The 14,007-nt window shown below is 39.4% G+C and carries 7 protein-coding genes; 6 read left to right on the top strand and 1 reads right to left on the bottom strand.

What is annotated here, in order from left to right; all coding sequences use genetic code 11:
• Positions 1-20 precede the first annotated feature (20 nt).
• Positions 21-785 (bottom strand): SDR family NAD(P)-dependent oxidoreductase, encoded by a 765-nt coding sequence (locus AC6H0V_RS06720; protein ID WP_497562949.1) that lies wholly within the window; start codon positions 783-785, stop codon positions 21-23.
• A 165-nt stretch (positions 786-950) separates the two neighbouring features.
• Between AC6H0V_RS06720 and AC6H0V_RS06715 the strand changes: the two genes are divergently transcribed.
• From AC6H0V_RS06715 to AC6H0V_RS06690, 6 genes are all read left to right on the top strand, one after another.
• On the top strand, positions 951-1,418 hold the full coding sequence (locus tag AC6H0V_RS06715) for an ORF6N domain-containing protein (RefSeq protein ID WP_497562948.1): 468 nt from the start codon (positions 951-953) through the stop codon (positions 1,416-1,418).
• 218 nt (positions 1,419-1,636) lie between these two features.
• Entirely contained in the window at positions 1,637-4,390 is a 2,754-nt protein-coding gene (locus AC6H0V_RS06710; RefSeq protein ID WP_497562947.1) for an alpha-d-galacturonidase, read from the top strand.
• On the top strand, positions 4,390-5,943 hold the full coding sequence (locus AC6H0V_RS06705; protein WP_497562946.1) for an MGH1-like glycoside hydrolase domain-containing protein: 1,554 nt from the start codon (positions 4,390-4,392) through the stop codon (positions 5,941-5,943). Before AC6H0V_RS06710 ends, AC6H0V_RS06705 begins: the two co-directional genes overlap by 1 nt.
• 91 nt (positions 5,944-6,034) lie before the next feature.
• Positions 6,035-7,606, top strand: coding sequence for a glycoside hydrolase family 28 protein (locus AC6H0V_RS06700; protein ID WP_497562945.1), 1,572 nt, complete (start codon positions 6,035-6,037; stop codon positions 7,604-7,606).
• The gene (locus AC6H0V_RS06695; RefSeq protein WP_497562944.1) at positions 7,607-10,441 is read left to right on the top strand and encodes a glycoside hydrolase family 95 protein; all 2,835 of its coding nucleotides are present in this window, start codon (positions 7,607-7,609) and stop codon (positions 10,439-10,441) included.
• Complete coding sequence (locus AC6H0V_RS06690) at positions 10,438-13,914, top strand: malectin domain-containing carbohydrate-binding protein (protein ID WP_497562943.1); 3,477 nt, start codon at positions 10,438-10,440, stop codon at positions 13,912-13,914. Before AC6H0V_RS06695 ends, AC6H0V_RS06690 begins: the two co-directional genes overlap by 4 nt.
• Positions 13,915-14,007: the final 93 nt, after the last annotated feature.

Genomic DNA, 14,007 nt, shown 5'->3' with positions numbered 1-14,007 from the left:
TAAGACTTCGTAAGTCTATGTTAGTTGTTTAATGTTGTAAATCCACCGTCTATAGGATAATCACATCCCGTTATAAAAGATGCTTCATCGCTGCAAAGAAATAAGGCTAATGCTCCAATCTCTTCTGGTTTTCCCATCCGGCCAATAGGCTGGGTCTTCGAAAGCTTTTCGAACATTTCAGGAATTTGATCAGGATAATTTTTCGCTAAAAAGCCATCCACGAATGGGGTATGAACCCGAGCAGGGGAGATAGAGTTACAACGTATATTCTCGCTGATATAATCTTTCGCAACACTCATGGTCATTGCCTTAACGGCACCCTTTGCCGCACTGTAGGCAAAACGATCTGGCAGGCCAATTAACGAAGCAATGGAAGCCATGTTTATGATAACCCCCCCGCCCGCCAATCGAAGCTGTGGGATAGCGGCAAAAAGACAATTATACACCCCCTTAACATTTACATTCATTACCCTGTCAAAGTCACTTTCGGAAGTGCTATCTGCTCTCCCTATGTGCGCAATTCCTGCATTGTTAACCAAAATATCGAGACTGCCAATTTGACAAAATGTTTCTATAACTAGCTTTTGTTCAGATACATCACAAGAATAACTAAAGCATTTGTTTCCATTACTTATAATTTCATCAACAGTTGAGGCCGCCAGCTCTTTAGCTATTTCAATGATGTGAACTTCAGCCCCCTGTTGGGCTAAAATAACAGCTATTGCCTTTCCGATCCCACTTCCGCCACCGGTAACAACTGCTTTTTTTCCTTGCAATGAAAACATATAGATTTTAATTATTCTAAGTTTTAATCTTATCCGAAAGATAGCATTTTGATCGCAGTTTTTGCTATAAAATTTTCCGTGTCCGAAATTAAATTAGATACAAATTAAACATTTCTCAATGATCTAAAATTGTATGTTATTAGCTAAGTATTGTGTTATATTGGCATGAAATTGAGCCAAGCGTTTGGCGTTGAGCGTTTGGCGATCGCAAGACGCTTAACGCTTAATGCCAAACGTCAATCAATCCTTTTTTATATGTTTCACATGACAATCGAGGAAATGGAAAATTGGAAGTCACAATTTGTGACTTCCAATTTTGACAAAATAAATATGGGTTTGCGAAAACTCCCCAATGTTTTTACAGAACAAGGTATCGCAATGCTGTCTAGTGTGTTAAAGAGTGATATTGCTATTGAAGTAAACATTCAAATTATTCGTGTATTTACACGGATTAGAAAGGGATTATTAGACCACAGCGAACTCCGTAACGAAGTTGAAAAGATCAAGAATAAACTAGACAACCAAGATAAAAATATCGAAGTGGTATTTCGATATTTAGATGAATTGATCGAGGGTAAAAAACAGCTAAAGTCTCGAAAAAAGTTTGGATATGAGTTTGGTCCAAAAGACTAAAGTTAACTCTAAGGATAGAAGTTGAACTACACTTAAGTATTTGACATTACGCCCTCGCTTAGCGCTCAACGCCCAACGCCTATATCTTGCATGCTAACATGCTACATAAAATTGAAGAAATGTTACAGTAAAAATACACGTGGTTTCGATAAATTTGGAATCTTATAGTTAGCCAAATATACTTAAGCTTAGATTTAAGCTATTCCTGATCCAATTGAATGAGAAATTTCTTAGTATTAATTTCCTTGTTATTCTTGTCCTCAACGGTTGCCTTAGCTGCAAAAAAACCGAATGAAATTAGAACCATAATCATCTCTGAGCAAGCTGGGCCTCGAATTGAATTTGGAATCAAGCGTTTAATGCATGCTCTTAATAAATCGGGTTTTGAGACGAAGATTAAAATAATTAATTACAATGAAAAGGTCTCTAACATTAGAGGAAATGTCATTGTTGCAAAAGTAAATGATGTAACTTTTAAAAATAAACTTCCTCAAGCAATAAAAGAAAAAGCATTAAAAGCTGGTAAAGAGGGTTTTAACATCTCAATTGCTGCCAATGGTACAACCTACATTATTGGTGCTGATGCGTCTGGAGCATTGTATGGTTGTTTAGAATTTATCGATCAAGTTAATCTAAAAGGTAAAATTCCTGCGCAATTCTCGTTTACCGACCATCCAGAAATGGTCTTGAGAGGTACGTGCATTGGTCTCCAAAAACCCGATTATTTGCCCGGTCGGGACGTTTATGAATATCCTTATACTCCTGAAACCTTCCCATGGTTGTACGACAAAACGTTATGGATTAAGTATTTGGATATGATGGTCGAGAACCGTTATAATTCGCTTTACTTGTGGAACGGGCACCCTTTTTCTTCCTTAGTTAGATTAAAGGATTACCCTTATGCAGTTGAAGTTGATGATGAAACTTTTAAAAAGAATGAAGAAATTTATCGCTTTATTACCAAGGAAGCCGATAAACGAGGGATATGGATCATCCAGATGTTCTACAATATCCTCATTCCAAAACCGTTCGCCGAAAAGCACAATTTAAAAACCCAGGATAGAAATAGGCCAATTTTGCCGCTCATTGCAGATTATACCCGGAAGTCTATTGCAGCTTTTGTTGAAAAATACCCAAATGTAGGTCTTATGGTTGCTTTGGGAGAAGCGATGGAAGGTGTTGGCCAAGATGATATCAATTGGTTTACCCAAACTATTATCCCTGGTGTAAAAGATGGATTAAAAGCCGCAGGCATTAAAGAAGAACCCCCAATTGTACTTCGGGCACATGATACCGATGCGCCAAGTGTAATGGCTGCCGCTTTGCCCCTTTATAAAAATTTATATACCGAAGCTAAATTTAATGGCGAAGCATTAACTACTTATGAGCCACGTGGAAGCTGGGCCGAATTACATCGAAAATTGAGCGCTATAGGAACCGTTCAGATCGAAAATGTTCATATCCTAGCAAACCTGGAACCTTTTAGGTATGGATCCGCAGATTTTATCCAGAAATCGGTAAAAGCAATGCATCAGATCTACCATTCAAATGGATTGCATTTGTACCCACAAGCATCCTATTGGGACTGGCCATATACTGCAGATAATGTACAGGGAAGGCAACTTGAAGTTGATCGTGACTGGATTTGGTACAAAGAATGGGCCCGGTATGCTTGGAATGCAAATAGAGAACGTCCTGCAGAAATTAATTATTGGGGAAACGAACTTGCTCAACTCTATGGAACCCAATTATCAGGAGGAAAAGCAATATTAAACGCTTACGAAGAATCGGGAGAAATTTCTCCCAAATTATTAAGACGATATGGGATAACGGATGGGAACAGACAAACTCTAACCCTAGGAATGTTGATGACACAACTTATTAATCCATACCGTTATGGACTTTTTACCCTTCTATACGAGTCGGAAGCCCCAGAGGGAGAGATGATCATAGCATACGCAGAAAAAGAATGGAATAAACAGCCCCACGTGGGAGAAACTCCCGTACAGATTGCTCAAGAAGTGGTTGTACATGGAAAAAAAGCCTTGGCCGCTATCGAGGTGGCTACACCTATGGTTACCAAGAACAAAGCAGAATTTAATAGGCTCAAAAATGATATGTATTGCTATGATGCAATGGCAAATTTTTATGCAGAAAAAGTTAAGGCATCATTATGGGTATTGCGCTATAAATACTCGAGTGATGTTGCCGACCTAGAAAAAGCCCTCCCGCTGCTTCAAAAAAGTCTAGATTTCTACGCTAAATTGGTTAAACTAACCGAAAACGATTACCTGTATGCAAATAGCATGCAAACCAAGCAACGTAAAATACCAATGAGAGGCGTAGATAAAACATTCATCACCTGGAAGGAAATGTTGCCGGTTTATACCAAAGAGCTTAACCATTTTAAAAACAGCATCGATTCACTAAAAGCGATCAAGCCAGGTGCAGTGGCTAAAATTATTCCTTTCAGCAATGCCGATGTAAAGATTTTAACTGCCAATGGCGAAAATTATCAGGTATCGAAAGCAACTTCTGCATTTACGGATACTTCGGCACTGATAATGGCAGTTACCGAGCAGCTAGTGGGTTTAAAGGGGCTTAAATTCTCAAAATCAGCACAAATAACTAATGGAACGACAATTCGGTTCAGTACCTCATCTGCTGTTAAATTGTTAATTGGCTTTTTTAATGAAAAAAACCCTAATTACCTGCCAGCCCCACAATTAGAAACGGACGCAAGTGCCAATAACTATGGGCAAGCTGAGATCAAGATTTCGAATGCACTTATGGTGAAAGGTTTTCCGCCAGTTAATGTACATGCTTATACCTTTGCTGCTGGCGAACATACTTTAACCTTAGGGAAAGGAGCGTGTATGGTGTTAGGTTTTATTGATGATAAACAGCAATTAAGGATCTATAATGCAGGTTTAGATGGAAAAGGTAAAGACATAGATTGGTTATTTGAATAATGATGAAGCGATTAAAATATATCTCAACTGGGTTGATGCTGATAATAGTTGTCAATGGCTATGCCCAAAAGAAAGAACTTTCTTCAAGCGCAAAGCTCAAAAAGTATGTGAGCTATTTTAACTCATTGGATACTGAGGCAGTTAAAAATTTTGTACCAAATGCGAATGCCTATGAATGGCTTTTGAAAAATATTCCCCTGTTGGAATGCCCAGATCAGGTTATTGAGCAAAATTATTATTATCGTTGGTGGACATTCCGTAAACATTTGGTTAAAACACCAGATGGTTTCATTTTCACAGAATTTATAGAGCCGGTAAAGCATGCCGGTAAGTACAATTCGATCAGCTGTGCTGCAGGGCACCATATTTATGAAGGCAGATGGCTGAAAAACACGAGCTATTTAAAAGATTATATTAATTTTTGGCTTTACAAAGCAGATGTTGGAGAAACCAAACCGCGTTTCCATCAATTTAGCAGTTGGGTTGATGATGCCGTTTATCAAAACCAATTGGTTAAACCCGACTTGAATTTCCTAAGGCACATTGCACCAGCACTTGATGCCGATTACACAAAGTGGGAAGCAGAACGATTGCTTAAAAATGGGTTGTTTTGGCAACATGATGTAAAGGATGGGATGGAAGAATCGGTGAGTGGATCGAGGAAGGACCAAAACAGCCGACCAACGATCAATAGTTACATGTATGGAAATGCGAATGCTATGGCTAAAATTGCTGCACTTTTAAAGGATGAAAATCTAAAAAATAAATACCAGGACAAAGCGTCCAAACTAAGAAAACTTGTTCAAGATAGCCTTTGGGATGCCAGTAATTCATTTTTTAAAACCAAATTGGCAAAAGGCGGATTAGCAAAGGCAAGGGAAGCGATTGGATTTATTCCTTGGGATTTTAATCTTCCAGCGGATCAACCCAATTATGCAACTGCTTGGGACCAGCTTTTGGATCCTGAGGGGTTTAAATCTCCCTGGGGATTAACTACAGCCGAAAGAAGAGAGCCCACCTTTAGAACCCGTGGATCTGGACATAGTTGCGAGTGGGATGGAGCGTTATGGCCATTTGCAACTTCACAAACGTTAAAAGGACTTTCAAACCTTTTAAACAATTACACTAATCACGGTAAAATGACTGCAGCAGTTTTTTATGAGGAATTGTATAAATATGCCTACTCGCACCAAAAAAATGGAAAGCCTTATATCGGCGAATATCAAGACGAAAAGAATGGAGAATGGCTAAAAGGAGACAATCCCAGAAGTAGTTTTTATAACCACTCTACGTTTTGTGATCTTGTAATTAGCGATTTGATAGGCATTAAACCCAGTACAGATAATAAATTAACGGTAAAACCACTTTTGCCAAAAGATAAATGGGCATGGTTTAAATTAAGCAACGTTAGCTACCACGATAAAACAATTACCTTGATCTGGGATAAGACTGGAAAAAAATACAATCAGGGTAAAGGATTTCAGATTTTTGTAGATGGGAAGAAAATCTATCAAAATGCTGTGCTGAAACAGGTTACCGTTGAAATGAACTAGCATGATTTTATATAATAACCACATAGGCACATGGAACGTATAGAATAGAGCACCAATGTGATCTATGTTTCTATGTGGTATACTAATAACGATGAAACCGAAAAAAGAAATTTTAATACTACGAATAGTACTCATTTTGTTTATGAGCGGAAGCATTACTGTAAATGCACAATCCTACTTTAATGTACTCGATTATGGTGCTAAAAATGATAGCTCTAAACTCTGTACAAATGCCATAAAAAATGCCATTGCAGCAGCGGTTAAAAAAGGTGGGGGAACCGTATATTTCCCGGCAGGAAAATATTTAACTGGGGCAATTGAACTAAAGAGCAATATCACCATATTAATTGATGCCGGTGCAGAACTCCATTTTAGCGATAATTTTGATGATTATCTCCCAATGGTTAAAAGTAGATACGAAGGGGTGGATGTAACTAGCTTTTCGCCCCTATTTTACGCTTACAAAGCCGAAAATATTGCTATCAAGGGGAGAGGAACGATTGATGGGCACGGCAAAAAATGGTGGGATTTTGTTGAAGGCTATAAAGATGATCAGCCCCGCTCTAAGTGGCAGCAAACTTTTGATCAGCTTAACAAAGATATTCTCTTGCCAGACGACCCTAAACAGATGAAAAGAGGATTTTTACGTCCTCCATTTATCCAGCCAATGTATTGCAAAAATGTACAGATCGAGGGCATCACCATAAGAAATTCTCCTTTTTGGACAATTAATCCCGAGTTCTGCGAAAACGTTACCATCCATGCAGTTACCATCACAAATCCACATTCGCCCAATACGGATGGCATAAATCCAGAATCATGCAAAAATGTACATATTTCAAATTGTTACATTAGCGTAGGGGATGATTGCATCACCATTAAATCTGGAAAGGATGGCCCGGGAAGAAAGATGGCGGTGCCCGCAGAAAACTATACCATAACCAACTGTACCATGCTTTCTGGTCATGGAGGGGTGGTTATAGGAAGCGAAATGAGTGGAGATGTAAGAAAAATCACCATTTCCAACTGCATTTTTGATGGCACACAACGGGGAATTCGGATTAAAACAGCAAGAGGTAGGGGCGGAATTGTTGAAGAAATACGGGTAAGCAATATTATCATGAAAAATATTCTTGATCAAGCCATCGTATTGGACATGCAGTATACCAAGACAACTCCAGAACCTATTTCCGAAAGAACACCTAAATTTAGGAATATCCACTTTAGCAATATCACAGGGGAGGTAAATCAAGCTGGATACTTAAACGGTTTGGAAGAAATGCCAATTGAGAATATCACGTTTAACGATATTAACTTTGAAGCAAAATCGGGTTTTAATATTTCGAATGCCAATCGGATAGAATTTCACAATGTGCAAGTGAATAGTACCATTGGAGCTTCTTTAACCGCAACGAAAGTAAATTATCTTGTGATAGATGGATTTAAAAGTTTTACACCGTTAGTTCGGTCGCCAATTATTGATTTGATCAATACAACCGATGTTTTTATTTATAATTCTTTCCCCATTGCTGGAACACAGGTTTTCTTAAGATTAAGCGGTCCAACTACCAAAAATATAACGTTAACCAACAATAATTTTAAGAGCGTAAAAACCCCCTTGTTAAAAGAAAAAGATATTACCGAAGAAATTGAAATAAAATAGATGATTATTCTTGCTAAGCCTTATCGTATTAAATGGATCCTAGGAGTACTGATTTTAAGTTTGGTACATACCGGTCTCCTTGCGCAAAACAACAATACTTTATGGTACGCCAAACCTGCCGAAAAATGGACCGATGCATTGCCCATTGGGAATGGCAGAATGGGGGCCATGATTTTTGGAGGAGTTAAAGTTGAGCACCTTCAGTTTAACGAAGAAACATTATGGTCTGGCAAACCTAGAAATTACAATAAAGAGGGTGCTTCTGCGTATTTGCCGATAATTAGGAAACTTTTATCAGAAGGTAAGCAACGAGAAGCCGAGGATTTAGCCCAAGCTAATTTTATGGGGTTACAAAGTGAAGCAGGTGATCGTGAGGAGTGGGTAGCATCAATTAAAGCAGGAAAGGGCATAACTGGCAATCCGGCTCTAGCAAATTTTGACGATCGGCTGTGGAGAACAATTGAAGTTCCGTCTTACGAAGGTTGGGAAACGGTTGGACTGAGCAATTTTGATGGCGCTGTATGGCTTAGGACAAGTTTTGATGTCCCCGCTAACTGGAAAGGGAAGGAGCTTGTTCTGGACCTAAACAGGATTCGAGATCAAGATTTCACCTATATCAACGGCAAACTCGTTGGGCATACTGATAGTACAGATCCCAGGAAATATACCATCCCTGCATCACTTGTGAACGTTGGAAGAAATACCCTTGCCATCCAAGTGCTAAATTATTTTGATAAAGGTGGAATTGCAGGATATAAAGACACCAAAAGAAAAATTGGCATTTATCCCATCGGGGGAGATGTAGAACATGGTGTATCATTGGTTAAGAAATGGAGATATAAGATCCAAAATTCCAACCCTCCAGCAGTTGCACAATACCAGGCAAGCTATCAGCCGTTTGGCGATTTAAACTTAAAATTTAACAATTCTACTGGTCCTATCCTTAATTATAAACGCTCATTAGATCTCAGTACCGCCATCGCACAAACATCTTACACTATAAATGGAATAAATTACCTTAGAGAATACTTTGCAAGCCAACCCAATCAAGCAATAATCATTCATTTAACTGCTTCTAAACCGAAAGCTATCAGCTTTGTGGCTGCATTAACAAGTGTGCATCACCAGATAGTTAAATCATCGCCAAACACTCATACCATTTCACTTAAGGTTAAAGTGAAGGATGGAGCATTAAAGGGCGAAAGTAGATTAACAGCAATAGTTAAAAATGGTACGATCAAGGTTATTAATAACGAAATTAATATCGTTAAGGCAGATGAAGTTACATTATACTTAACCGCTGGCACCAATTTCGTTAATGATTCGGATGTCTCAGGAAATCCTGCAAAGAAGAATACCGACGCATTAGCTCGTTTGCAGCATCAAACCTATGAGCAGATCAAAACAGCACACTTACAAGAATATCAATCTTATTTTAAACAGTTTAGCATCGATCTTGGCCACAGCCAAAATGAACAGTTGCCTACGGACGAACGAATAAACAGGTTTGCATCCCAAAGCGACCCGGCATTGGCCGCATTATACGTTCAATATGGGAGATATTTGTTGATCTCCAGTTCTAGACCTGGCACACAACCTGCTAATCTTCAAGGTATCTGGAACGATCTGTTAAGTCCGCCATGGGGCAGTAAATACACCACAAATATTAACTTAGAGATGAATTATTGGCCCGCTGAAGTGCTAAATTTATCGAAACTGAGTGATCCGCTCTTTAAAAAAATAGATGCGCTGGCCATAAAGGGAGCTGCTACAGCTAAAACTTATTATAATGCAAATGGGTGGGTTTTACATCATAATACTGATATATGGAATGGTACTGCACCAATCAATGCTTCTAATCATGGGATTTGGGTAACGGGGGCTGCATGGTTGAGCCAACACTTATGGGAGCACTATTTGTTTACAGGTGATAGAAAGTTTCTTGAAAGTGAAGCTTATCCAACCATGAAACAGGCCGCTTTATTCTTTGTAGACTTTTTAGTAAAAGACCCAAAAACGGGTTGGTTAATTAGCACGCCCTCAAATTCTCCAGAAAATGGGGGATTGGTTGCCGGACCGACTATGGATCATCAAATCATCAGAACGCTTTTCAGAAACTGCATTACTGCTAGTGAAAGGCTTGGGACTGATGTAGCATTCAGACAATTGTTAACCCAAAAGATAGCTGAATTGGCGCCAAATCAGATCGGCAAATATGGGCAATTACAAGAATGGTTAGAAGATAAAGATGATACTACCAATAAGCATCGCCATGTTTCGCATTTGTGGGGTGTTTTCCCCGGCAATGACATTACCTGGGATAGTGATGCGAAGCTGATGAACGCCGCCAAACAATCCTTGTTGTATCGGGGAGACGATGCTACCGGATGGAGTCTAGCCTGGAAAATTAACTTTTGGGCAAGATTTAAAGATGGAGATCATGCCATGAAACTGATCAAAATGCTGATTAAGCCAGCAACAGCTAATGGATCGGGTTCTTATGTTAATTTATTTGATGCCCATCCTCCTTTTCAGATCGATGGTAATTTTGGCGGAGCTGCGGGCATAGCCGAAATGATTATTCAAAGCCACGAAAAATACATTGAAATTTTACCTGCTTTACCTTCAGAACTGCCCTACGGCGAAGTTAAGGGCATTTGCGCCAGAGGTGGATTTGAATTGAATCTCAACTGGGCTGATGGAAGATTGATAAATTTAGAAATACGCTCAAAAAATGGTGGGTTGTGCATTTTGCGTTATAAAAATCAGAGCTTCAGTATCCAGACCGTAGCCGGAATAAACTATAAACTAAATGGAGAGCTAAAATTACAATGAGATTAAGGATTTATCTTTTAACGATCTGCAGCTTGGTAAGCTTATCCATTTTTGCACAAAATGGAGTGCGAAAAGAAATTTCTCTAAATTCAAATTGGTTAAGCAGTGCAAACGAAAAAAATATCAATGCCTTTAAAGGCTTCGAACAGCTTTCTTTTAACGATAGTAAATGGAAGAAAGTAAATGTTCCACATAATTGGGACCAATACGAAGGCTATCAGCGCAAGTTACATGGAAACAGACATGGCTACGCATGGTATCGAAAAAACTTTAAGATCAACGAAAATAAAGCTAACAGACGCTTTTTTCTCTATTTTGAAGGTGTAGGCTCTTACGCTACAGTTTGGCTAAACGGGAAAAAAGTGGGCTTCCATGCTGGGGGAAGAACAACATTTACTTTAGATGTAACGTCTGCAATAAAATTGAATAATGAAGCCAATTTGCTGGCTGTTAGGGCCGATCATCCTGCTCAAATCCAGGACTTGCCCTGGGTTGATGGAGGATGTTCAACAGAAAGGGGCTTTTCTGAAGGGTCACAACCGATGGGGATTTTTAGGCCCGTTCACTTAATCATCACCAATGAAGTAAAAATAGAACCATTTGGTGTACATATCTGGAATGATAACCGGATTTCCGAAAAATCAGCTGTGCTAAATGTAAATACAACCTTAAAAAATTATGGTGCTACGGTTCAGCAAATTACGGTAGTAAATGAGGTATTAACAAAGGATGGGCAGGTTGCTCAGACCATGAAAGAGAATGTTAGAATATCGCCAAAAGAAAATTTAACGATCAGGCAACACACAGCTGAAATTATTAATCCTAAGTTATGGTCTTTAACCGATCCATACCTTTACACTATTAAAACTACATTAATTACTAATGGAAAAACCATAGATGAAATTACTACCCCCTATGGCATCCGATGGATCAGTTGGCCTATCGGCGATACGAAATCAAAACAATTTTTGCTCAATGGTAAACCTGTTTTTATCAATGGGATTGCAGAATACGAACATCAAATTGGTCAAAGTCATGCGTTTAGCGATGAACAGATCAAAACAAGAGTTGCACTTATCAAGGCCGCTGGCTTTAACGCCTTTCGGGATGCCCACCAGCCTCATAACCTCCTGTATCAGACCTATTGGGATAAATTGGGCATCCTTAGCTGGACACAAATGGCCGCTCACATTTGGTACGATACCCCAGAATTTAGAAAAAACTTTAAGTTATTGTTAACAGATTGGGTTAAGGAGAGAAGAAATAGTCCATCGGTAGTTTTATGGGGATTAGAGAATGAAAGTACACTCCCAGAAGATTTTGCCCGAGAATGTACCGAATTGATTCGAACTCTTGATCCTACGGCCTCTTCACAGCGTAAGGTTACCACGTGTAATGGGGGTAGTGGTACCGATTGGAATGTGCCCCAAAACTGGACAGGAACTTATGGCGGAAATCCACAGACCTATGCAGAGGATTTAAAAAAGCAGGTATTGGTAGGCGAATATGGTGCATGGAGAACAATAGACCTACATACCCTAGACAGTGCATCGAAAGGGTATACGGAGAACCAGATGACCACATTAATGGAGACTAAGGTTAGGTTAGCAGAATCAGTTAAAGATGAGGTGGCCGGACATTTCTTCTGGTTGTTTAACTCACATGATAATCCTGGTAGGGTGCAGGGCGGTGAAGGTTTAAGGGACATTGATCGGGTTGGACCCGTAAATTACAAAGGAATGTTTACACCTTGGGACGAGCCCACCGATGCTTTTTATCTATTTAGAAGCAATTATGCTCCGAAAGAGACTGAACCTATGGTTTATATTGTTTCGCACACATGGCCAAACCGTTGGAATAAGCCTGGAATAAAAGATAGTATCATCGTCTACTCTAATTGCGATGAAGTAGAACTTTTTAATGATGTTGATGCAAGATCACTAGGTAAAAAGAAACGTGGTGGCGTGGGGACGCATTTTCAATGGGACAAAGTAAATATCGAGTATAATGTACTGTATGCCATCGGCTATGTGGACGGTAAGGCAGTGGCTAAAGATTATATCGTACTGCAAAATCTTCGCCAATCGCCCAATTTCGTAAATCTTATCGATGATCAAAAGGTAACAACACCAACCAAAGGATATCAGTATTTGTACCGTATAAATTGCGGTGGACCAGAGTATACCGATCAAAATGGGTTAAAATGGGCGGCTGATCGTCAGCTTACAAATAAAATGCATGTTGGATCATCATCTTGGGCAGCCAACTTTGTTGGTGTACCATCCTTTTTTGCTAGTCAGCGGAGAACTTTTGATCCAATAAAAGGCACAGCAGACTGGAAAATTTTCCAGACTTTTAGGTATGGAAGAGATCAGTTAAGCTACCATTTCCCGGTGCCCGATGGTGAATATTTGGTTGAGTTATACTTTATAGAACCTTGGTTAGGAACTGGAGGTGGATATGATGCTTCGGGAATGCGCTTATTCGATGTAGCTATTAACAGCAAAACGGTGTTGAAAGATGTGGATATATGGAAAGCAGTAGGTCACGATGCAGTCCTTAAAAGAACAGTTAAAGCTACCATTAGAGGTGGGAGCCTGGTTATTTCCTTCCCCCAAGTTAAATCTGGTCAGGCGGTGATTTCTGCCATTGCCATTTCCAGTTTAAAAAAAGACAGTAAGCCTGCCCCACAAAGTGAGTCGATTGTACAGGAGTCGAATGCAAAGGCTTTAAGTTGGCTAGACATTGGCGATCCGCAATTTGCTGACGCTACGATCAGTATTACTTCATTGCCTGCGAATTTATATGGGGCAGATTGGTTTCAAAGTTCATCAGCAAAACGCACACTAATTTTTAAAGTTGGTGCCTCAGCAGACGTTTTTGTTGCCCTATACGGAAATGATAAACCGAAAGTGCTACAGGATTTTGAAGATACAAAAACGAGTATAGTAAATAGTTTAGGGCAACAATATAAAGTTTATCGAAAAAGGTTTGAAAAGGGAAAACAAATTGTGCTGGGGGATTATGCTGTTATAGTAGCCGTTTTACCTGAAACTAATTTAGAACCAGCTTACGATTTAAAAACTACAGTTACCTATAAAGCTTCTGAAGCTGTTTTAACGGGAGCAAACGCTGTTAAGGAAGAACTAATGGGCAAGACCCGCGTTACGTTTAAGGCAGCAAAGGGCGCCGGACTAACGTTTAATGTGTCGGTTGGCGTTGCAGATACCTATTCCCTAACCTTGAAATATCATAATCCAACCACTGTTGATCTTAAAGCTAGATTAGAATTTACTCAAGCAGATGGTACGATACTGAAAGTTCAGGACATCATCCTTAATCCAACTAAGCCTGGAAAGTGGAACTATTTAACCACAACTACAGGCAGCATGATCAATGCAGGTAATTACAAAGTAACCATTGTTGCCATGGACGCGAAAGACCTAACCATCGATGAGCTAGCGGTGCAGTAGACCTAAGTTCATTCGTCACTATGACGCTCCAAGCCCCATGCTTTTAATACGAAGCGCGAAACTTCAATTAAACACTAAATCCCCTTTTTGCTA

Source organism: Pedobacter sp. NO84, from assembly GCF_059703915.1.
Note: the sequence above shows the minus strand (reverse complement) of the source record. Positions and strands in the feature narration are given on the sequence as shown.